This window comes from Pseudomonas sp. NPDC087336, assembly GCF_044744285.1.
Taxonomy (GTDB): domain Bacteria; phylum Pseudomonadota; class Gammaproteobacteria; order Pseudomonadales; family Pseudomonadaceae; genus Aquipseudomonas.
In genome coordinates this window covers 17,550-40,241 of sequence record NZ_JBIUYA010000025.1, presented here as the reverse complement: position 1 = coordinate 40,241, position 22,692 = coordinate 17,550, and the positions used below count along the sequence as shown (strand labels likewise).

At 61.6% G+C, this 22,692-nt stretch carries 23 protein-coding genes and 3 pseudogenes; 14 read left to right on the top strand and 12 right to left on the bottom strand.

Translation table 11 applies throughout. The features are described from left to right. Positions 1 to 67: 67 nt before the first annotated feature. The gene (locus tag ACIO0C_RS22765) at positions 68 to 1,417 is read right to left on the bottom strand and encodes a heavy metal sensor histidine kinase (RefSeq protein WP_401315402.1); all 1,350 of its coding nucleotides are present in this window, start codon (positions 1,415 to 1,417) and stop codon (positions 68 to 70) included. After that, a complete protein-coding gene (locus ACIO0C_RS22760) occupies positions 1,417 to 2,097 on the bottom strand; it encodes a heavy metal response regulator transcription factor (RefSeq protein WP_401315400.1) in 681 nt (226 codons plus the stop codon). Before ACIO0C_RS22760 ends, ACIO0C_RS22765 begins: the two co-directional genes overlap by 1 nt. 156 nt (positions 2,098 to 2,253) lie before the next feature. On the opposite strand from ACIO0C_RS22760, the gene ACIO0C_RS22755 reads away from it, so the two are divergent. Both ACIO0C_RS22755 and queF read left to right on the top strand, forming a co-directional pair. Next, positions 2,254 to 2,775 (top strand): plastocyanin/azurin family copper-binding protein, encoded by a 522-nt coding sequence (locus ACIO0C_RS22755; protein ID WP_401315398.1) that lies wholly within the window; start codon positions 2,254 to 2,256, stop codon positions 2,773 to 2,775. 61 nt (positions 2,776 to 2,836) lie between these two features. After that, a complete protein-coding gene (queF, locus tag ACIO0C_RS22750; RefSeq protein ID WP_401315396.1) occupies positions 2,837 to 3,667 on the top strand; it encodes an NADPH-dependent 7-cyano-7-deazaguanine reductase QueF in 831 nt (276 codons plus the stop codon). Positions 3,668 to 3,730: 63 nt separating this feature from the next. Here the strand turns inward: queF and ACIO0C_RS22745 are convergent, their stop codons facing one another. Next, positions 3,731 to 3,994, bottom strand: coding sequence for a DUF4404 family protein (locus ACIO0C_RS22745; protein WP_401315395.1), 264 nt, complete (start codon positions 3,992 to 3,994; stop codon positions 3,731 to 3,733). A gap of 109 nt (positions 3,995 to 4,103) precedes the next feature. After that, complete coding sequence (locus tag ACIO0C_RS22740) at positions 4,104 to 4,724, bottom strand: HAD family phosphatase (RefSeq protein ID WP_401315394.1); 621 nt, start codon at positions 4,722 to 4,724, stop codon at positions 4,104 to 4,106. Positions 4,725 to 4,920: 196 nt separating this feature from the next. On the opposite strand from ACIO0C_RS22740, the gene ACIO0C_RS22735 reads away from it, so the two are divergent. The 3 genes from ACIO0C_RS22735 to rssC all read left to right on the top strand — a co-directional run bounded on the left by ACIO0C_RS22735 (position 4,921) and on the right by rssC (position 7,604). Then, entirely contained in the window at positions 4,921 to 5,610 is a 690-nt protein-coding gene (locus ACIO0C_RS22735; RefSeq protein ID WP_008064411.1) for a VacJ family lipoprotein, read from the top strand. A gap of 330 nt (positions 5,611 to 5,940) precedes the next feature. Beyond that, positions 5,941 to 7,122: a two-component system response regulator RssB gene (rssB, locus tag ACIO0C_RS22730; RefSeq protein ID WP_401315392.1), complete on the top strand. Its 1,182-nt coding sequence runs from the start codon at positions 5,941 to 5,943 to the stop codon at positions 7,120 to 7,122. Beyond that, positions 7,122 to 7,604: an anti-sigma factor antagonist RssC gene (rssC, locus tag ACIO0C_RS22725; protein ID WP_020798473.1), complete on the top strand. Its 483-nt coding sequence runs from the start codon at positions 7,122 to 7,124 to the stop codon at positions 7,602 to 7,604. The genes rssB and rssC overlap by 1 nt, the downstream gene beginning before the upstream one ends. Before the next feature lie 213 nt (positions 7,605 to 7,817). Here the strand turns inward: rssC and tal are convergent, their stop codons facing one another. The 3 genes and pseudogenes from tal to ACIO0C_RS22710 form a co-directional block, all read right to left on the bottom strand. Continuing rightward, entirely contained in the window at positions 7,818 to 8,744 is a 927-nt protein-coding gene (gene tal, locus ACIO0C_RS22720) for a transaldolase (protein WP_008064407.1), read from the bottom strand. Between the two features lie 314 nt (positions 8,745 to 9,058). Continuing rightward, positions 9,059 to 9,571 (bottom strand): annotated as a pseudogene (locus ACIO0C_RS22715) (methyl-accepting chemotaxis protein); the annotation flags it as partial. A 345-nt stretch (positions 9,572 to 9,916) separates the two neighbouring features. Beyond that, a pseudogene (locus ACIO0C_RS22710) lies at positions 9,917 to 10,987 on the bottom strand (HAMP domain-containing protein); the annotation flags it as partial. 429 nt (positions 10,988 to 11,416) lie between these two features. On the opposite strand from ACIO0C_RS22710, the gene ACIO0C_RS22705 reads away from it, so the two are divergent. Continuing rightward, positions 11,417 to 12,733, top strand: coding sequence for a Na+/H+ antiporter family protein (locus ACIO0C_RS22705; RefSeq protein ID WP_401315390.1), 1,317 nt, complete (start codon positions 11,417 to 11,419; stop codon positions 12,731 to 12,733). A gap of 61 nt (positions 12,734 to 12,794) precedes the next feature. Here the strand turns inward: ACIO0C_RS22705 and ACIO0C_RS22700 are convergent, their stop codons facing one another. Further along, positions 12,795 to 13,727 (bottom strand): LysR family transcriptional regulator, encoded by a 933-nt coding sequence (locus ACIO0C_RS22700; protein WP_401315457.1) that lies wholly within the window; start codon positions 13,725 to 13,727, stop codon positions 12,795 to 12,797. Positions 13,728 to 13,850: 123 nt separating this feature from the next. On the opposite strand from ACIO0C_RS22700, the gene ACIO0C_RS22695 reads away from it, so the two are divergent. The 3 genes from ACIO0C_RS22695 (at position 13,851) to ACIO0C_RS22685 (ending at position 15,064) form a co-directional block, all read left to right on the top strand. Continuing rightward, the gene (locus ACIO0C_RS22695; RefSeq protein WP_401315388.1) at positions 13,851 to 14,345 is read left to right on the top strand and encodes a DMT family transporter; all 495 of its coding nucleotides are present in this window, start codon (positions 13,851 to 13,853) and stop codon (positions 14,343 to 14,345) included. Continuing rightward, complete coding sequence (locus tag ACIO0C_RS22690; RefSeq protein ID WP_401315387.1) at positions 14,345 to 14,803, top strand: DMT family transporter; 459 nt, start codon at positions 14,345 to 14,347, stop codon at positions 14,801 to 14,803. Before ACIO0C_RS22695 ends, ACIO0C_RS22690 begins: the two co-directional genes overlap by 1 nt. A 99-nt stretch (positions 14,804 to 14,902) precedes the next feature. Next, the gene (locus tag ACIO0C_RS22685; protein ID WP_401315386.1) at positions 14,903 to 15,064 is read left to right on the top strand and encodes a metallothionein; all 162 of its coding nucleotides are present in this window, start codon (positions 14,903 to 14,905) and stop codon (positions 15,062 to 15,064) included. A gap of 25 nt (positions 15,065 to 15,089) precedes the next feature. Here the strand turns inward: ACIO0C_RS22685 and ACIO0C_RS22680 are convergent, their stop codons facing one another. Then, on the bottom strand, positions 15,090 to 15,368 hold the full coding sequence (locus ACIO0C_RS22680) for a hypothetical protein (protein ID WP_401315384.1): 279 nt from the start codon (positions 15,366 to 15,368) through the stop codon (positions 15,090 to 15,092). A gap of 32 nt (positions 15,369 to 15,400) precedes the next feature. Continuing rightward, positions 15,401 to 15,628, bottom strand: coding sequence for a DUF6555 family protein (locus ACIO0C_RS22675; protein WP_020799440.1), 228 nt, complete (start codon positions 15,626 to 15,628; stop codon positions 15,401 to 15,403). A gap of 159 nt (positions 15,629 to 15,787) precedes the next feature. Here ACIO0C_RS22675 and selD point away from each other — a divergent pair, with 159 nt between their 5' ends. Together selD and mnmH are read left to right on the top strand one after the other, a co-directional pair. Further along, complete coding sequence (gene selD / locus ACIO0C_RS22670) at positions 15,788 to 16,822, top strand: selenide, water dikinase SelD (RefSeq protein ID WP_401315382.1); 1,035 nt, start codon at positions 15,788 to 15,790, stop codon at positions 16,820 to 16,822. Continuing rightward, positions 16,822 to 17,925 carry a tRNA 2-selenouridine(34) synthase MnmH gene (gene mnmH, locus ACIO0C_RS22665; RefSeq protein WP_401315380.1) on the top strand — a complete coding sequence of 368 codons (1,104 nt, stop codon included), beginning with the start codon at positions 16,822 to 16,824 and terminating at the stop codon, positions 17,923 to 17,925. The genes selD and mnmH overlap by 1 nt, the downstream gene beginning before the upstream one ends. A gap of 129 nt (positions 17,926 to 18,054) precedes the next feature. Here mnmH and ACIO0C_RS22660 read toward each other — a convergent pair whose 3' ends face one another. Beyond that, complete coding sequence (locus ACIO0C_RS22660) at positions 18,055 to 18,729, bottom strand: histidine phosphatase family protein (RefSeq protein ID WP_401315379.1); 675 nt, start codon at positions 18,727 to 18,729, stop codon at positions 18,055 to 18,057. A gap of 364 nt (positions 18,730 to 19,093) precedes the next feature. Between ACIO0C_RS22660 and ACIO0C_RS22655 the strand changes: the two genes are divergently transcribed. The 3 genes and pseudogenes from ACIO0C_RS22655 to ACIO0C_RS22645 form a co-directional block, all read left to right on the top strand. Continuing rightward, positions 19,094 to 19,807, top strand: a complete 714-nt coding sequence (locus tag ACIO0C_RS22655; RefSeq protein ID WP_401315377.1) for a glutathione binding-like protein — start codon at positions 19,094 to 19,096, stop codon at positions 19,805 to 19,807. A gap of 18 nt (positions 19,808 to 19,825) precedes the next feature. Further along, positions 19,826 to 20,668, top strand: a complete 843-nt coding sequence (locus ACIO0C_RS22650) for a PhzF family phenazine biosynthesis protein (protein ID WP_401315376.1) — start codon at positions 19,826 to 19,828, stop codon at positions 20,666 to 20,668. Positions 20,669 to 20,751: 83 nt separating this feature from the next. After that, positions 20,752 to 20,979 (top strand): annotated as a pseudogene (locus tag ACIO0C_RS22645) (porphobilinogen synthase); the annotation flags it as partial. On the opposite strand, the gene ACIO0C_RS22640 reads toward ACIO0C_RS22645, so the two are convergent. Then, on the bottom strand, positions 20,980 to 22,515 hold the full coding sequence (locus ACIO0C_RS22640; RefSeq protein ID WP_401315375.1) for an FAD-dependent monooxygenase: 1,536 nt from the start codon (positions 22,513 to 22,515) through the stop codon (positions 20,980 to 20,982). Positions 22,516 to 22,692 lie beyond the last annotated feature (177 nt).

Below are 22,692 nucleotides of genomic sequence, written 5' to 3'. Positions count from 1 at the left end.
GTCCGAATGACCAGCGCAATGTTCAAGGACGCCTTCGCCGGCAAGCCGGGCTCCTACAAGGGGCGGGTCAATTGCCCCTTGGCAGCTCAATCACAAACCGCGTCCACCCCTCAGCCGATTCACAACGAATCTGCCCACCATGGGCGCGGACAATCGACTGGGTGATCGCCAACCCCAATCCCGCATGTTCGCTGCTGCCTTCGTGGCGCGATGGATCGGCCCGGTAGAAACGATCGAACAGACGCGGCAGCAGCTCTTCTGAAATACCCTCACCGCTGTTTTCGACCATCAGCTTCAAGCCCTTGGGCTGATCGACAATCCGCACCCGAACCCCACCCTCGGCCGGCGTAAAGCGCAACGCATTGTCCAGCAGGTTGGACAGCGCCCGGCGCAGCATGCTGCGGTCGCCTTGCAGGCGGGCATCTCCGTCACGGCTCAGCGTCACCTGCGCGTCCTCGGCCAGGGGCGCAAAAAACTCCAGCAACAGGTCCACTTCCTCTGCCAGCTCCAGCGGTTCGCGCTTGGGCATCAACAGGCCGTGGTCGGCCTTGGCCAGGTAGAGCATGTCGTTAACCAGTTGCGCCATCCATTGCAGCTCCTCGAGGTTGCTGTGCAGCGCTTCGCGGTAATCCTCAAGGGGACGAGGGCGGGTGAGGGTGACCTGGGTGTGGGTCAACAGGTTCGACAGCGGGGTGCGCAGTTCATGGGCAATGTCGGCGGAGAACGCCGACAGGCGCTGAAAGGAGTCGTCGAGACGCCCGAGCATGGCGTTGAAATGGTGGGCCATTTCCGCCAGCTCCGGCGGCATGTCTGCTTGCGGCAGGCGCGCGTTGAGCGATTGCGCCGAGACACCACTGGCGACCTCGCTCATGCGGCGCATGGGTCGCAGCCCGCTGCGTGCGGCCCATGCGCCGAGCAGGGCAGTGGCCAGGGCGGACAGGCCGACGGTCAGCCAGATCAGGTGTTGCATGCGCTGCAGGAAATGCTGGTGATGGGTGATGTCCAGCAGCAGGCTCAGTTGCGGCGAATCGGGGTTGTCGGGGTACAGCGGTGCGTTCAGCACGCGATAGTCGGTGCCGTCGTGGCTCACCGTGGACAATCCGGGCTGGCGCGGCAGGGTCTGCGGCAGGCCCGTGGAGCTGTCGTACCAGCGGCGGCCATCGCTGCCACTGATGCGCAGTGACAGATCGGCCTGCCGGCTCAATTCGTCGGCCAGCCGGGCGTCACGTTCGCTTGACTGAATGTCCGGCAGCGCCCGTCGCAAGCCCGTCAGCTTGGCGTCCAGCAACTGCTGATCGAGTTCGACGAAGTGCGCCTCGCTGGCGCGGCTGAACAGCACGCCGGCTAACAGCGATACCACGGCGGTGCACGCGGCGAACAGCAAGGCCAGGCGAGCGCTCAAGGACAGCCGGCGCATCAGCACTGGCGCTCTTCCAGCACGTAGCCCATGCCGCGTACGGTATGGATCAGCTTGTTCGGGAATTCGTCGTCGATCTTCAGGCGCAAGCGGCGGATCGCGACTTCGATGACGTTGGTGTCGCTGTCGAAATTCATGTCCCAGACCTGCGACGCGATCAGCGATTTGGGCAGGACTTCGCCCTGGCGACGCAGGAGCATTTCCAGCAGGGCGAACTCCTTGGCGGTCAGGTCGATGCGCTGGCCGCCGCGCTCGACCCGGCGACGGATCAGGTCCAGGCGCAGGTCGGCCAGTTGCAGGCTGGTTTCCTGGGCCGCGCTGCTGCCCCGACGCAACAGGCTGCGGACCCGGGCGAGCAATTCGGAGAAGGCGAACGGCTTGACGAGGTAATCGTCGGCGCCCAGTTCCAGGCCGTGAACCCGGTCCTCGACGGCGTCCCGGGCGGTCAGGAACAGCACCGGCGTGTCGAGGCCGGCGCTGCGCACCGCCTGCAGGATCTGCCAGCCATCGCGCCCGGGCAGCATCACATCGAGAATCAGCAGGGCATAGTCGCCACTCAATGCCAGTTGCTGGCCGGTGCTACCGTCGGCCACCAGTTCCGTATTGAACCCGGCCTCGGTCAGGCCCTGGCGCAGGTAATGGCCGGTTTTCGGTTGGTCTTCGACGATCAGCAGTTTCATGGGCGACTCGGGCTAAATGGAACGACAGCGTTATACCGTGGGCGACGCCGCCGCGGGCCTTGCTGACAAAGTTGTAATTTGGCTGTCAGGTAACGGGCAGCGGTGTCAGTTTAGAGTTTTCCACAGGCTGAACCTTAATCTTGTTGGAGTACTTCGATGTTTTTGCGTAAATCCGTGTTGCTGGCCAGCTGCCTGTTGGCGCTGGGTTCCCCGGTGTGGGCGGCGCCACAGGCTACCTATGATTTCGGTCAACCGGCGCCTGCTGCCAAGGCGACCCGCAGCGTCGAGGTGGTCATGACGGACATGACGTACACCCCCAAGGCTATCGAGATCAAGGCGGGGGAGACGGTGCGTTTCGTGCTGGTGAATAAAGGCCAGTTGCTGCACGAATTCAACCTCGGCGATGCAGCGATGCATGCCAGGCACCAGCAGGAAATGTTGCAGATGCAACAAAGTGGCATGCTCACGCCTACCGGCATGAAGCCAATGGACCACGCTGGCATGGCCGGCATGGGGCATGCCATGCAGCACAACGACCCCAACAGTGTGCTGATAGAACCGGGCAAGACCGCCGAGCTGACCTGGGCCTTCAGCAAGGCCACGAGCCTGGAATTTGCCTGCAACATCCCCGGTCATTACCAGGCCGGCATGGTGGGCAAGTTGACTGTCAGTCAGTAAGCACTCAAAGGCTGCGGCAAAGGCTGGTAGAATCCGCTGATTCTTCAGTCAGGTTTCCGCCATGCATCCCGCAGCCGAACACTCGCCGCTGGGCAAATCCAGCGAATACATCGCCACGTACACGCCGTCCCTGCTGTTTCCGATCCCGCGTACCGCCAAGTGGGCTGAACTCGGCCTGACGGCCCAGACACTGCCGTACAAGGGCGTGGACTTCTGGAATTGCTTCGAACTGTCGTGGTTGCTGCCGTCGGGCAAGCCCGTGGTGGCGATCGGCGAATTCAGTATCCCGGCGGATTCGCCGAACATCATCGAATCCAAGTCGTTCAAGCTCTACCTCAATTCCTTGAACCAGACGCCGTTCGCCGATACCGCGAGCCTTGAAGCGACCCTGGCCAAGGACCTCTCGGACGCGGCCGGCAAGCCTGTGGGTGTGCGCATTCGCAGCCTGAAAGAGGTCGAGGCCGAAGGCGTGGTGGCATTGCCAGGTGTGTGCATTGACGATCTGGACATCAGCGTCAGCAACTACGAGCACCCGCGTCCGGAACTGCTGCGTTGCGATGAGTCACGCATTGTCGAAGAGAGCGTGCACAGCCATCTGCTCAAGTCCAATTGCCCGGTGACCAGCCAGCCGGACTGGGGCAGCGTGGCGGTGGAGTACCGTGGCGCGGCGCTGGATCACGCCAGTTTGCTGGAATACATCGTCAGCTTCCGCCAGCACTCGGACTTCCATGAGCAGTGCGTGGAGCGGATTTTCCTTGACCTGCAGCGGTTGCTGAAGCCTGAGAAATTGACCGTGTATGCGCGTTATGTGCGCCGGGGCGGGCTGGATATCAACCCGTATCGCAGTACTGAAGAGGTGCAGTTGCCGAACCATCGCCTGGTCCGTCAGTAAAGATTCACTGTAGGAGCGAGCTTGCTCGCTCCTACAGGGGGATTGCATTTCAAATTTCCCGGGTCAGATCCCCATGCTGTGCAGGGCCGTGCCAATCCGACGCAGGGCGTCGGCGAGGGTCGGGTGTTCGAGTTCGAAGCGTTCGACGGCCATGTTGACGTTATCGGCGAGGTTGACGTCCTGGGTTTTGGTTTCGAGCTCAAGCTCAAGTTCGATCTTTTGCATCAGCGCGTGCAGGTCTTCGCGCTCGACTTCGGTCAGCGGGGGATTCTTGTCCAATTGCTCGCGCAGGGCAGTGAGCTGGTCTTGCAGTTCGCGGGCAGACATGGCGTTCTTCCTTTTATCGATAGGCACTGGCATAGACCGCGACGGCGCGCCAAAGGTCTATGGCTTACCTTTAGATTAATCCACTCGCGCGTTGCCTGCATGATCTCTGTCAGGGCTTTTCGCCCTTGAGTCGACGCAAGCTGATGTCGGCCAGGCAGGTGTCCAGTTCACCCAGGTGATCGATCACCGAGTGCACGCCCAGGCCGAACAGTTGCACCGTTGCCTTGCTGCGCTTGATGTCGCGTTCCTGCGCGGACAATGCCTGCCATTGCGCAGGCGCTAGCCCGCAGAGCGAGCCGCAGGAGGCCAGGCCGATGGTCCACAACCCGGCATTGAGTCCCGATTGCAGCAGCCGCGGTTCGCCACTGACCAGCACGCAGCCCTCCAGCCGTTGGATGCCCAACGCCATCAAGGCTTGCCAGCACGCATCGGGCGCCGGCCAGGGTTTGATTGTTGCGCAATGTTGCGAGGCTTTGATCCACTGCGGCAGGCCGGTGGCCAGGCCCTGGCTGATGGCGGGGGAGAGCTCATCGAGCCAGGCGCAGGGAATCTGCTGGTGCTGCAGGCTGTGCAGACTGTCCAGGGCGCCGGGGGTGGCCTGCGCGTGATCGGCGCTATGGCTGTCCTGAAGGCGCGTACGGGCGCCGAAATCCACCAGGCAGCCACTCAGGCCGAACAGCACGGCAGTCAGGTTCGGCGCGGTTTGCGGGGTGATTTCGGCGTGCGGCATGTCAACGTCCCTGAAATAGCTTCAAGGCTAGAGCGCGACGGTGACAGTTGAGTGACACTGCCGTGATGCGCGTATTCGGTGTCGATCCTGCCGGTGTGTGGGCCCAATGCTGCCTAAAGTGGCCGATCCGTCTTATACTGGCGGTCTTTGAGCCGGGCCAAGCGCCCTGCGACGGTACATTTCCAAGGAGTTTTTTATGCGCTGGAGCAATCATCTCGCCCGGCTTTGTGTATGCGCAAGTGCGCTATTGGTTCCGTTTGTTGCCCAGGCAGCCTCGGAAGATGATCCTTGGGAAAGCATCAACCGTCCTATCTTCAAGTTCAACGATGTCGTCGACACCTATGCCCTCAAGCCCCTGGCTCAGGGCTACCAGTTCGTCACGCCTCAGTTTCTTGAAGATGGCATCCACAACATGTTCCGCAACGTCGGCGATGTGACCAACCTCGCCAACAATATCCTGCAGGTCAAGCCCGCCGCGGCGGGTGTCGACACCGCGCGCCTGATCTTCAACACCACCTTTGGCGTGCTGGGCTTCTTCGACGTCGGCACCCAGATGGGCCTGCACCGCAACGACGAAGATTTCGGCCAGACCCTCGGCTACTGGGGTGTTGGCAGCGGGCCTTACGTGATGCTGCCGCTCCTGGGGCCAAGCACCCTGCGTGATGCGCCGGCCAAGTACGTCGATGGCTACACCGGTCCTTATCCGTACATCCACGACGTGCCGGTGCGTAACTCGATTTTCGGCCTGAACATCGTCGATACCCGGGCGGACCTGCTGTCCTCGGAGAAGTTGATCACGGGTGACAAGTACACTTTCATCCGCAACGCCTATCTGCAGAACCGTGAATTCAAGGTGAAAGACGGCCAGGTCGAAGACGATTTCTGATCTCGACCGGTAAAAAAGAAGGCGGCCATCGAGCCGCCTTCTGCATTTTTGTTGCCGGCCACGACCTTCCATTGAGTTTCGGTTTTGGTGGTTCTTATAACTCCCGGTGATTTCAAAAGTGCGGGCGCCAAGCGACCATCGGTGTGAGCTTGAAACGCCTCGCGGATGGGAGTACCGTCTGCGCCTTAGAAGGGCACCTCTGGTGTACATGTAGATCGGGTCAATGCTCGAAAACAGTGCAGCAGAGAGGCTAGAAAGCGAATCCAGTAGTCAGAGCCGGGCGAAAATCCGAGCCGCTACGCCAACCTAATTCTGGCGCCGTTTGCCCACATGCCAAAAACCAGTGCCACGCTGCTGATAATCGATGATGACGAGGTAGTGCGCGCGAGCCTCGCGGCCTATTTGGAAGACAGTGGTTTCAGCGTCTTGCAGGCCAGCAATGGTCAGCAGGGCCTTCAGGTATTCGAGCAAGACAAGCCCGACTTGGTCATCTGCGATCTGCGCATGCCACAGATGGGCGGGCTCGAACTCATCCGCCAGGTTACCGAGCTGTCGCCGCAAACGCCGGTGATCGTGGTGTCGGGTGCCGGCGTAATGAACGACGCGGTCGAGGCCTTGCGCCTGGGCGCGGCGGATTACCTGATCAAGCCTCTCGAAGATCTGGCTGTGCTCGAGCACTCGGTGCGCCGGGCCCTGGATCGCGCGCGCCTGCTGCTGGAAAACCAGCGCTACCGCGAGAAGCTGGAAAACGCCAACCGCGAGCTCGCTGCCAGCCTGAACCTGCTCCAGGAAGACCAGAATGCCGGTCGCCAGGTGCAGATGAACATGCTGCCGGTCAGCCCCTGGGCCATCGACGACTTCAAATTTGCTCACCAGATCATCCCGTCGCTGTACCTGTCGGGTGATTTTGTCGACTATTTCCGGGTCGACGAGCGCCGGGTGGCGTTCTACCTGGCGGATGTTTCCGGGCATGGCGCCTCTTCAGCCTTCGTCACTGTGCTGTTGAAATTCATGACCACGCGCCTGTTGTTCGAGTCCAAGCGCAGCGGCACCTTGCCGGAATTCAAGCCGTCTGAGGTGCTTGGGCATATCAACCGGGGCCTGATCAGTTGTAAGCTGGGCAAACACGTCACAATGGTCGGTGGAGTCATCGACGAGGAGACAGGTTTGTTGACCTATAGCATCGGTGGTCATTTGCCGTTGCCAGTGTTGTACACACCCGACAGTGTCAGTTATCTGCAAGGGCGTGGTCTGCCGGTAGGCCTCTTCAATGAAGCCACCTATGAAGATCACGTACTGGAGTTGCCGCCGACGTTCAGCCTGACGCTGATGTCTGATGGCATTCTGGACCTTTTGCCGGAACCCACACTCAAAGATAAAGAAGCTGCTTTGCCTGAACGGGTCAAGGCGGCAGGCGGCAGCCTGGATGGTCTGCGGCAGGTTTTTGGATTGGCCACGCTAGGGGAGATGCCGGATGATATCGCCCTGTTGGTGTTGAGCAGGAATCTTTGATGAGTACCGGTAGAATCCAGTTCGCCGAGCAGGACGGCACCTTTGTCCTGAAATTCGTCGGTGAAGTTCGCCTGACCCTGTGTTCGGCGTTGGATGCGACTATTGATCGGATCTTCACCGCGTTGAACTTCAACGCGATCGTGATCGACCTGACCGAAACCCGCAGCATCGACAGCACGACCCTGGGCCTGCTGGCCAAGTTGTCGATCCTGTCGCGGCAGAAGGTCGGGCTGTTGCCCACCGTTGTCACCACCCACGAAGACATCACCCGTCTGTTGCAGTCGATGGGGTTCGAGCAGGTGTTCAACATCGTCGACCAGCCGGTGCCGTGCCCGGAATGCCTGGACGACCTGCCTGATCAGGATCAGTCCGAAGAGGTGGTGCGGATCAAGGTGCTTGAAGCGCACAAGATCCTCATGGGGTTGAACGACTCCAATCGTGAAGCGTTTCATGATCTGGTGAATGCATTGGAGCGGCATTAATCTCGTAAAGGGATGATGGTCGGGCTGGCCCCATCGCGGGCAAGCCCGCTCCCACAGTGTTTTGCGTCAAGCATACATTTTCGGACACACCAGAATCCCTTGTGGGAGCTGGCTTGTCGGGCCGCCGCATCGCAGCGATGGCGCCCGAACAGGCTGCGCATAAAAAAGGGCGAACCCACCAAGGTTCGCCCTTTTTGCATTACGCGATCCGGATCACAGCTTGGCCTGCAGCAACGCCTCCAGCTTTTCCTGGTCACGGGCGAACTGGCGAATGCCCTCGGCCAGTTTCTCGGTCGCCATGGCGTCCTCGTTGGACAGCCAGCGGAATTGCGCTTCATTGAGGTTCAGGCGTGCTTCACCGGCACTGCCCGGTGCCAGCTTGCGTTCCAGCTTGCCGGTGTCTGCGGCCAGCTTGTCGATCAGGTCCGGGCTGATGGTCAGGCGGTCGCAGCCGGCCAGTTGCTCGATCTGGCCGAGGTTGCGGAAGCTTGCGCCCATGACTACGGTCTTGTAGTCATTGGCCTTGTAGTAGTTGTAGATGCGCGTTACCGACTGCACGCCTGGATCATCGGCGCCGACGTAGTCGTTACCGGTGGCTTTCTTGTACCAGTCGTAGATGCGACCCACGAACGGCGAAATCAGGAACACCCCGGCGTCGGCGCAGGCAGCGGCCTGGGCAAACGAGAACAGCAGGGTCAGGTTGGTCTGGATGCCTTCCTTTTCCAGGATCTCGGCAGCGCGGATGCCTTCCCAGGTGGAGGCGATCTTGATCAGCACCCGGTCGCGGCCGATGCCGGCCTTTTCGTACAGTTCGATCAGACGGTGCGCGCGCTTCAATACGGCGTCAGTGTCGAACGACAGGCGCGCATCCACTTCGGTGGAAATACGGCCAGGAATCACCTTGAGGATTTCCTGCCCGACCGCGACGCCAAAACGGTCGCTGGCCAGGCCTACATCGCCCTTGCAGTCGCTGACGCATGCGTTCAACAACTCGGCATAAGCGGGAATCGCCGCCGCCTTGAGCAGCAGCGAGGGGTTGGTTGTGGCGTCCACGGGTTTGACGCGAGCGATAGCTTCGAAGTCGCCGGTGTCGGCAACCACGGTGGTCATCTGTTTGAGTTGTTCCAGCTTGGAAGTCATGGGCGTGCTCTGTCCTATGGGTCTGATGACATTACCCGAGCGCTGACAGCCACTCAAGGGCATGTATGTGTATCGATGGCCCCAGTGGCAACAACCGCAAAACGGCTGTTTGAATGGTGGGGCGCGGTATCGGTAGATTCGATGCCGAAACGCCGCGCAGGTTCCAGGCAACTGACCGGTTGTGCCGATTCCGGTAGACCTGTAGGAGCGAGCTTGCTCGCGAAGAACTTGAGGGCGACGCGTTCATTCAGGCAGCACGCGTCATCGTTAACGTCCATCGCGAGCAAGCTCGCTCCTACAAGGGGCATGCGGGGTTAAACGCGGAACTGATCCATCAAGCTCTGCTGCTGGTTCGCCAGGCGATTGAGCGACTGGCTCACCCGCGCCGATTCGTTGGCTTGCCCCGACAGCGACTCGGTAACGTCGCGGATGGTCGCCACGTTGTGGTTGATCTCCTCGGCCACGGCGCTTTGCTCTTCAGCGGCGCTGGCGATTTGCAGGTTCATGTCGCTGATCACGGTGACTGCGTCGCCGATCTGCTGCAGCGCCGTCACGGCCTGGCCAACCTGCTCGACGCTGTCCTGGGCCTGGCGGTGGCTGTTGCCCATTGAGCCGACCACGTCCTGGGTGCCGCTTTGCAGCTGTTCGATCACCAAGCGGGTTTCTTCGACCGACTCCTGGGTGCGGCGCGCCAGGTTGCGCACTTCATCGGCCACCACGGCAAAGCCGCGCCCGGCTTCACCGGCACGGGCGGCTTCGATGGCGGCATTGAGGGCCAGCAGGTTGGTCTGTTCGGCAATGGCGCGAATCACTTCCAGGACCGAACCGATTTTCTCGCTGTTGGCCGCCAGGCCTTCGACCTGGACCATCGCCGCGCTCATGTCGGCGGCGAGGTTGTCGATGCTGGTGGTGGTGCGGTCGATCACGGTCAGGCCCTGGCGGGTGGCCTGATCGGCATCCCGCGCCGCCTGTGCCGCTTGGGCGGCGCTGCGGGCGACGTCCTGGGCAGTGGCGCTCATCTCGTGGGAGGCGGTCGCGACCTGGTCCACCTGACGGTATTGCTGCTCCATGCCGGCGCTGGTCTGGGTGGCGATGGCGGACGACTGGTCCGCCGTGCCGCGGGCGTCCTGTACCGAGCGTTTTACCTCGGCAATGATCGGTTGCAGCTTGTCGAGGAAACGGTTGAACCAGCCCGCCAGTTGGCCCAGCTCATCCTGCTTGTCATAGGCCAGGCGGCGGGTCAGGTCACCTTCGCCACTGGCGATGTCCTCAAGCATGTGCGCCACGCCGAGGATCGGTCGAGTCACACTGCGCGCCATCAGCCACACCAGCAGCAACCCCATCAGCGCCGCGAGGATACCCAGGCCGAGTTCGGTCAGCGTGCCGGCGGTGTTGCTGTCATCCAGTTGCTTTTTCAGGGCCTCGGCCGGGCCGACGAGGACTTTTTCCGGCACGTCGAGCAACACGCCCCAGGTTTTGCCTCCGGGAATCGGCTGGAACGGCGCCAGCACTTTCAATTGCTGATCGCTGTGCAGGCTGGCGGTCTTGCTGCTGGTGGCGAGCATGCGCATCAGCTCGGCGCCGGTGGTGGTGTCCACGGCTTCTAGGCGCTGGCTGAGTTTGCTGGCGTCCGCACTGTAACCGGCGAGCAGACCGGCCGGGCTGACGATGCTGACGCTGGTCTGGCCGTCATAGAGCTTTTGGCTGGCGCTCTGGCTGATCGCTTGCAGGCTGTTGAGGTTGATGTCCACCGATAGCGAGGCGATGACCTTGCCGTTGACCATCAACGGGAAAACGATGCTGGTCATCAGCACGTTCTGGCCGTCGATTACATAGAAGTACGGCTCGATCACGCAGGGTGTGAGGCGGGTGCGTGGGCAGGTGAACCAGGCGTTGGCCGGTTCGCCGCTGGGGCCGGTGCGGGTGTCGGCCATGTCGCTTTCGGGCAGCGCCATAGAGGTCACGTTGCCCGGCGTCGGCTGCGACCAATACAGGGCGAAACGGCCCTTGTCGTTGCTCCCCAGTTCGGCCTGGCCGCTGAACAGATCGTCCTTGCCATCCAGTGCGTTGGGTTCGAACACCAGGGACAGGCCGAGCAGCTCGGGATTGGCTTGCAGGGCCGACTTGACCTGGCGGGTCAGGTCTTCGCGCAGGTCGAAGGCATCGAGGAAGCGTTTTTCGGCCTGGTCGCGCAGGAACAGGACCTGGCGCGAAAAGCCGTGGCCATATTGATAAGCGTCCATGAACTGCTGGCGGATCATCAGCGCCTGGTTTTCACCCTGCGACTCGATCCGGGCCTGGGCGGCTTCGGTCAGCATCTGCGTGCTCGAGGCTTTCACCAGCGCGGAGCTGTGCTCCATGCGGTACAGCGAAAGACCCACCAGCAGGGTCACGATGCCCGCCAGGCACAGCCCGGCCAACAGGGTGATTTTCCATTGAATGGAAAGTTGTCTGAGCGACATGGACGCGTCCTTATTCGATAAATATCTGCGACTTTGCTCTGTAACGGCCATAAAGCAGCTTTCTTGAGGCAAATCTTGTCGCTTGAGGCTTGCAGCTTGCCGCTGCTTGCTTCACAGTGCGCGCCCTCTAATAAAACCCATTCCCTTATCCGCTGGCGGCTCTCGCAGACTGCCAGCCGGACTCTTTTCGCTTGCCCAGAGGTAACGACAATGAATGCAGTAATTGCCGCGGTCGGCATCATGCTGATACTCAGCCTGTCCCGCGTGCATGTGGTGATCGCGCTGATCGTCGGGGCGCTGGTGGGGGGCCTGACCGGTGGCCTTGGCATCGACGCGACCCTCAAGGCGTTCAACAGCGGCCTGGGCGGTGGGGCGACGGTGGCGTTGTCCTATGCGCTGCTCGGTGCGTTTGCGGTAGCGATTGCCAAGTCCGGCCTGGCCCATGCCTTGGCCGACAAGGCTCTGACGATGGTCGACCGGCAGCATGCCAATGGTGGTGGCCGGGTCAAATGGCTGCTGATCGGCCTGTTGTGGGTCGTGGCCATCGCGTCGCAGAACATCCTGCCGATTCATATCGCGTTCATTCCGTTGCTGGTGCCGCCGCTGCTGTATGTGTTGACCAAGCTGCAACTGGATCGTCGCTTGATCGCCTGCGTCATGACCTTCGGCCTGATCACCCCGTACATGTTCCTGCCGGTGGGCTTCGGCAACATCTTCCTCAATGAAATCCTGCTGGCCAACGTCGCCCGCAGCGGCGTCGATATCAGCGGCATCAACGTGACTCACGCCATGGGCATCCCGGCACTGGGCATGGTGGTGGGCCTGCTGATCGCGTTCGTCAGTTACCGCAAGAAGCGCGTCTACGACCTGGCAAAGATCGAACAGGTCGAACAGGTCGCGGTGCAGTACAACCCCTTGAGCCTGATGGTCGCCGGCGTGGCTATTGCCGCGGCGTTCATCATTCAGCTACTGCTGGATTCGATGATCATCGGCGCGTTGGTGGGCTTCCTGATCTTCTCGGTATCGGGCATCGTCAAGTGGCGTGACACCGATGACCTGTTCACCGAAGGCATGAAGATGATGGCGATGATCGGCTTCATCATGATCGCCGCGTCCGGCTTTGGCGAAGTGATCAAGGCCACCGGGCAGGTGCAGACGCTGGTCGAAACTTCGGCCTCGTGGATTGGCCACAGCAAGGCCGTCGGCGCTTTGCTGATGTTGCTGGTCGGCCTGTTGGTGACCATGGGCATCGGTTCGTCGTTTTCCACCGTGCCAATCCTGGCGGTGATTTTCGTACCCTTGTGCGTGCAGTTGGGCTTCAGCCCGATCGCTATCGTGTGCATCGTCGGCACTGCGGGAGCATTGGGCGACGCCGGTTCGCCGGCATCGGATTCGACCCTGGGCCCGACCTCCGGCCTGAACATCGACGGCCAGCATCACCACATCTGGGACACCGTGGTCCCGACGTTCCTGCACTACAACCTGCCGTTGCTGGTGTTTGGCTGGATGGCGGCGATGGTGCTCTGATTTAACACTGCGCAGCGATGGCGGCATAACGGCCGCCATCGTATCGCCAGCAAGCCGGCTCCTACAGGTCCCAATAGGGCACTTCGCCGAAGCATTCGACAAAGAAGTCGATCACCGTCCTGACCTTCACCGACAGGCGTCGGCTGCCGGGCCAGAGCACGGCGATCTGCTGCGGCTCAAGGCTGTTGGATACCTGGTAGTCCCCCAGCACCGGCACCAGCGTGCCGTTGCGCACCGCCTCGCCGATCAACCACGACGGAAACATCACCAGCCCCAGGCCCTGCACGGCGGCCTGGGTCAGGGTGTCGGCGTGGTTGCCGGTGATCGGCCCTTTCACCGCATAGGGTGTCCATGGCAGCTGGCCTTTGCGGAAAAACCAGCGCTGCAGGCCCGCCACGCCTTTGTAGGCCAGGCATTGATGGGCCGCCAGATCGTCGGGGTGTCGTGGCGTGCCGTGGCGTTGCAGGTACGCCGGGCTCGCCGCGACCTGAAAGCGTTGGGGCGCCAGTATCCGCCCCTGCATGCCGGAGTCGTGCAGTGGGCCGATGCGGAACAGCAGGTCGGCGCCTTCCTGCAGGGGGGCGACGTAGCTGTCGGTCTGCTGGATGTCCAGTTGCAGTTTCGGATAACGCGCGCACAACTGCCCCAGCCACGGCGTCAAGTGCCGCTGGCCAAACACCACCGGCGCGTTGATCCGCACCAGGCCGCTCGGCTCGCTTTGCTGTTCCTGCAGCGCCTGTTCGGCTTCCTCCAGTTGCACCAGCACCAATCGAGCGTGTTCTCCCAGAAGGCGTCCGGCCTCGGTGGGCGTGACGGCGCGCGTGTGGCGGTAAAGCAATTGCTGGTTCAGGGCCTGCTCCATCAACTGGATCTGGCGGGAAATCGAAGAGGGCGCCACACCCTCTCGGCGGGCGACTTCGGAAAAGCTGCCGTGGTCGAGCACCGCGACAAATAGCCGAAGCGCCTTGAAGCCCAGTTCGTTGAGGCCGTGAATGCTGCTGTGCATGGAGAGTCCTGCTGTGCGTGTTGCGCAAAAGTGTTGTCCGAATGCTCCCATTTATCGCACAGCTATGCCAATCGATAATGCACGCCATGTTTCCTTGAACGGAGTTGTATCGTGCAGTCTTCCTCTCTCGACAACGTCGCCGCGGTAGCCGCGCCGACCCCCCGGCCAGGGCTGCGGCTGTTGCTGCTGCCCCTGGTGATCCTGGCGGGCATGGGCCTGTCCGTGGAGGCCGGTTTGCTGGGGCCGTTGGGCGTTCAGGTCGGTCACTTGTGGGCCACCCTGAGCATTTTTGGCGTCGGCTCGGCGATCCTGTTTTTCCTTCTGCTGCTCAGCGGCCCGCAACAGGGGCCGGCGCTCAGCCAATTACCGCGCTGGCAATTGATCGGCGGTTTTCTCGGGCCGGTCTATGTCGTGGTGCTGACGCTGGCAACACCGCACATCGGCATTGCGATGACGATGATCGCCATCCTGTCCGGGCAGGTCGGCAAAAGTGTGCTGATCGACCATTTCGGCTGGTTCGGCACGACTCGCAAGAAGGTCAACGCTGAGCGCTGGCTGGCCTTGCTGCTGATTGTCGCGGCACTTGTCCTGATTGCACGGGGGTAATGATGAGTCTGATGATTTTGTTGGCGGTGGTCGTGGCGGCCGGTGCGATCCTGAGTGTGCAGGCGGCGATCAACGGGCGTCTGGGTGAATCGGTCGGTGTGTTGCGCAGCAGTTTGCTGACCTTCGTGGTGGGGACGGTGCTGACCGGGTTGCTGATCGTGTTTTTTGAACCGGCCCATGCCGTGAGCCTGCTGGACGTGCCGAAATGGCAACTCGGTGGCGCGCTGTTCGGTGTGGTCTACATGATGGTCATGGTGGGAGCGGTGCCACGGGTGGGGACGGCGGTGGCGACGGTGGCGGTGATCGTCGGGCAACTGGGCATGGGGATGCTGATCGATAATTTTGGCTGGTTGGGCAATCCGGCGATCGAGTTGTCGGGCAGTCGGGTGTTGGCGATGGTGCTGTTGGGGTTGGCCCTGGTGTTGATGTATCGCAGCAGTAGCCGGGTTGCGGGTTGAACGGTCAAATGGCGGCCTGTACTCGTCATCAACTCCTACACTGGTACAACGGGTTGCTCATCCAGCCCGCCGACGTCCACCGCAAAAGGAGTCAGCTCCATGACCGATGAAAAAAGCATCTGTGACTGTCCGAAATGCAACTGCAAGCTCGGCGAACATCCGATCGTGCGCCACGGCAAGCATTACTGCTGTGAAGCCTGCGCCAAGCATCACGAGCACGGCGAAGAGTGCTCCCATCAAGGCTGCAAGTGTGCCCACTGATATTTGCAGCACAGGAACGTGGGGCCTAGTCGGGCTCCACTTCCAGTTTCAGGCTGTCGTCGTCGAGTCGTTCGCTGTGGCGCACGGTGCCCGCCAGGCGTCGTCCATCGACCCTCAACACCACCGTCCTGGCCTGCTCCAGGTCTTCCGGCAATGGCGCAGGAACGCGCACCGCGAAGCGCGTCGGATCATCTTCGACCTGTTCCAGGCCGACCCGGCATTCGGTGCTCTTGGTGATGCGGCCGAACAACGTATCCAGACCGTAGTCCAGATGTGCAGGGCTGCTGACGAGTGTCGAAGTCATTTTCCTTCCCCCCAATCCTGATCGCCGCCAGGCTAACCGGCCGGGCGCCACTTGACGTTTTCCACGCCGAATTTTTCCGCCATCGGTTTGCTGGTCTTCTGCACTTTTTCGCGGCCAAAGCGTGGGATGCGTCCGACCCCCGCATCGCAGCTCGCCCAATGCCATGCCTCCGCGTTGTCCATTTTGTCCAGACGGATGATGAACGACTTGGGGACGCCATGAAGAGTGTATTCAATGACGAACAGTTTTGCGTTGTTCATAGAGCCTTTGTTCCTCCCTGTTGTACATAGAGGGATCGTTGGGCGTTAGGAAAATTCAGTCGGATTGGCGGACGGTGAATATCATGACCCCCTCGCTCCCCACAGGGGCAGTGGCCGGTCTGCTAGAATCGGCCCCATTGACCCGATAAGGAGCCCCCGATGAGCGAGCCGATCCGCCTGACCCAATACAGCCACGGCGCTGGTTGCGGCTGCAAGATTTCCCCCCAGGTGCTTGAGGTGATCCTGGCCGGCAGCGGGGCGCAGAATCTTGATCCGAAACTGTGGGTCGGCAATGCCTCGCGCGATGACGCGGCGGTGTACGCCATCGATGACGAGCGTGGCGTGGTGTCGACCACCGACTTTTTCATGCCGATCGTCGACGATCCTTTCGATTTCGGCCGTATTGCCGCTACCAATGCCATCAGCGACATCTACGCCATGGGTGGCGATCCATTGATGGCGATCGCGATCCTCGGCTGGCCGGTCAATGTGCTGGCGCCGGAGATTGCCCGGGAAGTGATTCGCGGCGGGCGCTCGGTGTGCGATGAGGCCGGGATTCCCTTGGCCGGTGGGCATTCCATCGACGCACCGGAGCCGATCTTCGGCCTGGCCGTGACCGGGCTGGTGCAAAAGCGCCACATGAAGCGTAACGACACGGCCACGGCCGGTTGTTTGTTGTACCTGACCAAACCCTTGGGCATCGGCATCCTCACCACGGCCGAAAAGAAGGGCAAGTTGCGCAACGCCGATGTGGGCCTGGCCCGCGACTGGATGTGCACCCTGAACAAACCCGGCAGTCGTTTCGGCAAGCTCGAGGGCGTGACGGCGATGACCGATGTCACCGGTTTCGGCCTGCTCGGGCACCTGGTGGAAATGGCCGATGGCAGCGGCCTCACTGCACGCATCCACTATGACCGGGTGCCGCGCCTGCCGGGTGTCGAGTATTACCTCGAACAGGGCTGCGTGCCGGGCGGCACATTGCGCAATTTCGACAGCTACGCCAACAAGCTCGGGCGTCTTCAGGAGCTGCACAAGCGTGTGCTGTGCGACCCGCAAACCAGCGGTGGCCTGCTGGTCGCCGTGACGCCCGAGGGCAACGCCGGGTTTCTCGCGGTCGCTGCCGAACTTGGGCTGAACCTGGCGCCCATCGGCGAACTGGTCGAGCGACAGATCCACGCGGTCGAGGTGTCCTGATGCCTGTCGACTGCACCGATTACCGCGACATTTTTCTCAATGACCGGCCCATGATGGACGCCCGCGCGCCGGTCGAGTTTCTCAAGGGATCGTTTCCCGGCGTGGTCAACCTGCCGCTGATGAATGATCACGAACGGCAACGGGTTGGCACCTGTTACAAGCAACACGGGCAGCAGGCGGCGGTTGAGCTGGGCCATCAATTGGTGTCCGGCGCCATCAAGACCGAGCGCGTCCAGGCCTGGGCGGATTTTGCCCGGGCCCATCCAGATGGCCTTTTGTATTGCTTTCGTGGCGGCCTGCGCTCGCAGATCGTCCAGCAATGGCTCAAGGACGAGGCGGGCATCGACTATCCGCGGGTAGGGGGTGGCTACAAGGCCATGCGGACCTTCTTGCTGGACACCATGGACCAGGCCGTCGCCCAGTGCGATTTCGTTTTATTGGGCGGCATGACCGGCACCGGTAAGACCGAGGTGCTCACACAACTGAACAACGGGCTGGACCTTGAGGGGTATGCCAACCATCGTGGTTCCAGTTTCGGCAAACGCGTTACGGGCCAGCCGTCCAACATCGACTTCGAAAACCGCCTGGCCGTGGACGTGCTGAAAAAGCGCGCCCGCGGCATCGAGCAGTTCGTGCTGGAAGACGAGAGTCGCGCGGTCGGCAGTTGCGCGCTGCCCCTACCTTTGTATCAGGGCATGCAGCAGTTTCCAATGGTGTGGCTCGAAGACAGCCTGCAAGGGCGGGTCGAGCGGATCCTGCGCGATTACGTGGTGGACCTGTGTGCCGAGTTCATCGCCGTGCATGGCGAGGAGGGTTTTGTGTTGTTCTGCGAACGCTTGCTGGCGAGCCTGGACAATGTGCAAAAGCGTCTGGGCGGTGAGCGGCACCGGCGAATGCTGATCCTGATGGAAGAGGCGTTGGCGGAGCAGGGGCGTAGTGGTGCGGTGGATTTGCACCGGGGCTGGATCGAGGGGTTGCTGGTTGAGTACTACGACCCGATGTATGTGTTTCAGCGGGAGAAGAAGGGCGCGCGGATCGAGTTTGCGGGGGAGCGGGGGGCGGTGTTGGAGTATTTGCGTGAGCGGGGCAGACGGCGAGGATGATGGAGTCGATGCCGGCCCCGACCCCTGTAGGAGCCAGGCTTGCCGGCGAAGAACGATAACGCGGTGTAACAGACACAACGCGGCGCCTGGTTCGCCGGCAAGCCTGGCTCCTACAGGGGGCCCCCAGCATCAGGTCGGGCAAGTCTGCTGCCCGTTATCCAGTCCTTGTTTGTAGCTATGGCTCTGCAGGCTGGCCTTGCCGTTGTGCCAGGTCAGGGTCAGTACGTACAGCGAGTCATAGTCGCTGGATTCCCAGTCCTCGGTGATCTTCTGTTTCTTGCCGACGGCTTCACCGGCAACCTTGTTGATCAGTTCCGGCAGATAGCCGTGGGACCAGGCGGTGTAGATGACCGAGTTGTGGTACTTGTCGTGGAGCAGTTCATCGGCCAGGTCGCTGGTGTCGTTGGCCGAGAAGTTGATGTTCACCGGCAAGCCGAGCTTGATCGCGCTGGGGCTGATGGTCATCAAGGGGCGGATGTAGCTGTAGGAATTGTCCAGTTCGCCTTCCTCGACGTTGCGCGTCGGGTTGGCGGCAAACACGTAGTCGGCCTTGCCGAATTTTTCCGGCAGCAAGGTGGCCAGGTCAATGGCGCGGTTCAAGCCCTGGCAATTGAGCTGGCCCAGGCCGCCCTCGGGTTTTTCCGCATGGCGCAGGAACACCAGGGTCTGGGTGCCATCCACCGGCTGGGCGCGGCTTTCGCTGGACTCCAGGGCCAAAAACAACGCGCTGGTCGCCAGCAGGGCGGGCAGGAACAAATACGCACGGTGTTTAAAGTGTCGGGTGAATTTCAAGGGATTGATCATGGAATAAAAGGTTCTTCAGCGCATTAAGTTAAGGCTGACAAACCTTTGCACCGCGACTTTCCTGCGTCGGGTGTTTTCCATGTCGTGGAGCCGTTCCGTATCAAAGGGACGTCACTCAGAGTCCTCTGAAGCCCATTTGGTTCGATTCCGGCCGAGAGCGCAGCACTTTACCGGTAACCTTTAATGGGTTGGAGCAAAGGTTATCGACAGGATGTTGCGAAATTATGGACACCCTACGCCAGCCAGCAGTCAAGCACAGTGATCTCGCTCGATCTTGACCATCAGCCATATTCATGGCGCCACACTCCGCAGCCCGGCTCATCTCCATTATGATCGGCAGTCTCAATTTCTCGTGGAGGCTCCCATGACCGATTTGTCTGCGTTCCCCATCACCCGCAAATGGCCGGCCCGGTACCCGGAATGGATTCAGCTGTACTCCTTGCCGACCCCTAACGGCGTCAAGGTCTCGATCATGCTTGAAGAGATCGGCCTGCCCTACGAGCCCCATCGCGTTGGCTTCGACACCTTTGATCAGATGTCGCCCGAGTTCCTGTCGCTGAACCCCAACAACAAGATCCCGGCCATTCTCGATCCCCATGGTCCGGACGATCAGCCGTTGCCGCTGTTCGAGTCCGGGGCGATCCTGATCTACCTCGCCGACAAGAGCGGGCAATTGCTGGCCCAGGAAACCGCAGCGCGTTACGAGACCATCCAGTGGCTGATGTTTCAGATGGGTGGCATCGGCCCGATGTTCGGCCAGTTGGGTTTCTTCAATAAGTTCGCTGGCAAGGACTACGAAGACAAGCGTCCGCGTGACCGCTACGTCGAGGAAAGCCGACGCCTGCTCAGTGTCCTCGATGTACGCCTGCAAGGGCGCGACTGGATCATGGGCGAGCGCTATACCATCGCCGATATCGCGATCTTCCCGTGGGTGCGCAACCTGATCGGTTTCTATGAAGCCGGCGATCTGGTCGGCATCGACAATTTCCCGAACGTCACACGCGTGCTGGAACGTTTCCTGGCGCGGCCGGCGGTCAAGCGCGGGCTGGAAATTCCCAAGCCTAACGATTCGATCTGATCAGGACCAGGGACGGCCATGCATACATTCAATTTCAAGCAAGTCGATGTCTTCAGTCCGGTGCCGCTCAAAGGCAATCCGCTAGCGGTGGTGTTTGGCGCCGACAAGCTGAGTGACGAGCGCATGGCGGCGTTCGCGACCTGGACCAATCTCAGCGAAACCACGTTCATTCTCGAGCCGCAGGATCCCCGTGCCGACTATCGGGTGCGAATCTTCACGACCCTCAAGGAATTGCCGTTCGCCGGGCATCCAACGTTGGGCACTTGCCATGCCTGGCTTGAAGCCGGCGGTGTGCCCAAGGGCGAAGAGATCATCCAGGAGTGCGGTGTCGGCCTGGTGCGGGTTCGTCGGCAGGGCGCGGAGCTGGCGTTTCTCGCTCCGCCACTGCTCAGGACCGGGCCGGTGGACGCCAGTCTGATGGCGCGCGTGCGGTTGGGCCTGGGGCTGGAACCTGAGGCGATTGTCCGCGCGCAGTGGGTCGATAACGGTGCGGGCTGGTTGGCGGTCATGCTCGCGGATCGCCAGCAAGTGCTGGCGTTGCAGCCGGATCATGCGCAGATGCTCGGCCTCGCCGTGGGTGTCATCGCGCCGTGGCATCTGGAGCGCGATGGCGATGACGCGCAGTTCGAAGTCCGGGCCTTCATTTCCGGTGACGGCATGCCTGAAGATCCGGCCACGGGCAGCCTCAACGCCGGGATTGCCCAATGGCTGCTCGGCGAAGGGCTGGCGCCTTCTCGCTATGTGGTCAGCCAAGGCCTGACCATGGGCCGAGCCGGGCGCATCCAGGTGGAACAGGTGGGGGATGACATCTGGATCGGCGGGGCGGTGGTGACCTGTATCGACGGCACGCTGAGCCTTTGAGACCTTTGTGGCAGCGATTATTGCTGACGTCGCAAGGGTTATTTCTCCCCGGCGACTTGTGCCCTGCGCCTTGCAGGGCATAAGTGATTGCCCCGTCGGCCGCCATGGACGGGCAGGTCCAGGCCATACGCCGCGCGCTCGACGCCGTCGGGTTCACCCAGACGGCGATCATGGCCTATTCGACCAAGTTCGCCTCGGCACTCTATGGTCCGTTCCGCGAAGCCGGCGGCAGCGCGCTCAAGGGCGACCGCAAAAGCTATCAGATGAACCCGATGAATCGCCGTGAGGCGGTGCGTGAGTCGCTGCTGGAATCAGGGCGCGCCAAAATACGGCCGGATCCCGCGATCGCGAAAATACCGTTCGATGACTTTCGGGTCCGAACAGGTTTCGGCAATCGCCACGTACGTATCCGGCCGTAGCAGGTAGAACCCGTTGCGCCCAAGACCTGCCGCTTCGAATGCCGGGCGCCAGCCGAACACGTGCAGCGGCAGATGGTGTTCGTGGCACCAGGCGATCATCTCGTCGCTGGTGTCGCCATACACATGCACCTGCCAGGTCGGGCATTTGAGTGATTCGAAATTGTCCCCTTCACCGTCGTGCGCCCAGGGCAGGCGGTCGCCGCCATGCACACGTCCGGCAACGCCCGCGCTCAACGTCATTGAGCGGTAGTTCAGGGTGATTTGCGACACCGTGCGGAACAGGAACTCGCGGGTGGTTTCAAACGAGGCCATTTTCGGGATCAGGAAGGGCGCCAGCCGCGTGCGCAACACATCCGCCATGGGCCCGTCGGCGGTGACGAACGTGAACACCCGGTCGGTGGTGGCCACCAGTTTACGGGCGAAGGCGATGCGTTCGGTTTCGTAGGTGTCGAGCAGTTTCGCCTCGGCAGCGCCGCACAGTACCGCCGCGAGTTTCCAGGCCAGGTTGATGGCATCGCCAATCCCGGTGTTCATGCCCTGGCCCCCGGCGGGGCTGTGCACGTGGGCGGCGTCGCCCAACAGGAAGGCGCGGGCGCTGCGAAAGTGATCCGCCACCCGATGATGCACGCGGTAGGTCGAGAACCAGTTCAGTTGTTCGACCTTGACCTGCATATGCTCGATGGCCCGGCTGCTCACGTCATCGAATTGCAGGGTTTGCGCCTGTTCGGCGCGTTCGTCGCGCACGGTGCCGATCAAGCGCGCGCGACCGCTGCCGGCCAGCGGGAATACCGCGAGGAAATCCGCCTCATCAAGATCCACATGCAGCTCGCCATTGAACGCCGGGCCGCTGGCTTGCACGTCGGCGACGTAGAAAATCTGCTGGTAAGTGCCGCCGGGAAATCCGGTGTCCAGGGTCTTGCGCACGATCGAACGGGCGCCATCGCAACCGGCCAGGTAGCAGGCCTGGCAGCTTTCCTGCTGGCCGTCGGGCAGGCGCAGCGTGGCGCTGATGCCGTCAGCGGTTTGCTCGAAACTTTCGAGCTCGGTGTTGCGTTCCACGGTGATGCCGAAGCTTTGCAGGCGGTCGATCAGCAGCCGTTCGTGTTCGTCCTGCGGGTAGATTTCGAGGAAGGCGTAGGGCGTCAGGCCCTCGCCGACCCGGCTCAGCGGCAGGCGCGCCACGGGCTGGCCTTTGACCCAGAAATTGGCGGCCGCGACTCGATGACCGTCGCGCACGATGGCGTCGGCCAGGTCCAGCTGGCGATACAGCTCCAACGTGCGCGCCTGCACCGCCAGTGCCCGTGAGGTGGTACCCGGTGCGCAGGTCTTGTCGACGATCCGCACGCGAACCGCCAGTTTGCTCAGCCACAGCGCCAGGACCAGCCCGGTCGGGCCGGCGCCGATGATCAACACATCGCTGCGGTGCATAAGCCAGTCCTCTTGCCGTGTGCAGCAAGTATGGTCCAGTCTTGGGCCGCGGCGAGGTTGACCGCTGAATGGAAAAAACGTGCTTCGCCAAAGGAAAAAAGCGCATTGGCCAGCGGTTTTCATGGCATCTGAGGAACAGCCGGGTTCGCGCCATGGTCATAGCCTGCACCATGCCAC

Excerpts from the sequence above, each read along its gene's own strand:
- ACIO0C_RS22685 (WP_401315386.1), top strand. The coding sequence starts at position 14,903 with ATGACCGATGAAAAAAGCATCTGTGACTGTCCGAAATGCAACTGCAAG.
- ACIO0C_RS22680 (WP_401315384.1), bottom strand. The coding sequence starts at position 15,368 with ATGACTTCGACACTCGTCAGCAGCCCTGCACATCTGGACTACGGTCTG.
- ACIO0C_RS22705 (WP_401315390.1), top strand. The coding sequence starts at position 11,417 with ATGAATGCAGTAATTGCCGCGGTCGGCATCATGCTGATACTCAGCCTG.
- ACIO0C_RS22745 (WP_401315395.1), bottom strand. The coding sequence starts at position 3,994 with ATGTCTGCCCGCGAACTGCAAGACCAGCTCACTGCCCTGCGCGAGCAA.
- ACIO0C_RS22640 (WP_401315375.1), bottom strand. The coding sequence starts at position 22,515 with ATGCACCGCAGCGATGTGTTGATCATCGGCGCCGGCCCGACCGGGCTG.
- rssC (WP_020798473.1), top strand. The coding sequence starts at position 7,122 with ATGAGTACCGGTAGAATCCAGTTCGCCGAGCAGGACGGCACCTTTGTC.
- ACIO0C_RS22655 (WP_401315377.1), top strand. The coding sequence starts at position 19,094 with ATGACCGATTTGTCTGCGTTCCCCATCACCCGCAAATGGCCGGCCCGG.
- ACIO0C_RS22740 (WP_401315394.1), bottom strand. The coding sequence starts at position 4,724 with ATGCCGCACGCCGAAATCACCCCGCAAACCGCGCCGAACCTGACTGCC.
- rssB (WP_401315392.1), top strand. The coding sequence starts at position 5,941 with ATGCCAAAAACCAGTGCCACGCTGCTGATAATCGATGATGACGAGGTA.
- mnmH (WP_401315380.1), top strand. The coding sequence starts at position 16,822 with ATGCCTGTCGACTGCACCGATTACCGCGACATTTTTCTCAATGACCGG.
- ACIO0C_RS22650 (WP_401315376.1), top strand. The coding sequence starts at position 19,826 with ATGCATACATTCAATTTCAAGCAAGTCGATGTCTTCAGTCCGGTGCCG.
- tal (WP_008064407.1), bottom strand. The coding sequence starts at position 8,744 with ATGACTTCCAAGCTGGAACAACTCAAACAGATGACCACCGTGGTTGCC.
- ACIO0C_RS22735 (WP_008064411.1), top strand. The coding sequence starts at position 4,921 with ATGCGCTGGAGCAATCATCTCGCCCGGCTTTGTGTATGCGCAAGTGCG.
- queF (WP_401315396.1), top strand. The coding sequence starts at position 2,837 with ATGCATCCCGCAGCCGAACACTCGCCGCTGGGCAAATCCAGCGAATAC.
- ACIO0C_RS22690 (WP_401315387.1), top strand. The coding sequence starts at position 14,345 with ATGATGAGTCTGATGATTTTGTTGGCGGTGGTCGTGGCGGCCGGTGCG.
- ACIO0C_RS22755 (WP_401315398.1), top strand. The coding sequence starts at position 2,254 with ATGTTTTTGCGTAAATCCGTGTTGCTGGCCAGCTGCCTGTTGGCGCTG.
- selD (WP_401315382.1), top strand. The coding sequence starts at position 15,788 with ATGAGCGAGCCGATCCGCCTGACCCAATACAGCCACGGCGCTGGTTGC.
- ACIO0C_RS22760 (WP_401315400.1), bottom strand. The coding sequence starts at position 2,097 with ATGAAACTGCTGATCGTCGAAGACCAACCGAAAACCGGCCATTACCTG.
- ACIO0C_RS22660 (WP_401315379.1), bottom strand. The coding sequence starts at position 18,729 with ATGATCAATCCCTTGAAATTCACCCGACACTTTAAACACCGTGCGTAT.
- ACIO0C_RS22675 (WP_020799440.1), bottom strand. The coding sequence starts at position 15,628 with ATGAACAACGCAAAACTGTTCGTCATTGAATACACTCTTCATGGCGTC.
- ACIO0C_RS22765 (WP_401315402.1), bottom strand. The coding sequence starts at position 1,417 with ATGCGCCGGCTGTCCTTGAGCGCTCGCCTGGCCTTGCTGTTCGCCGCG.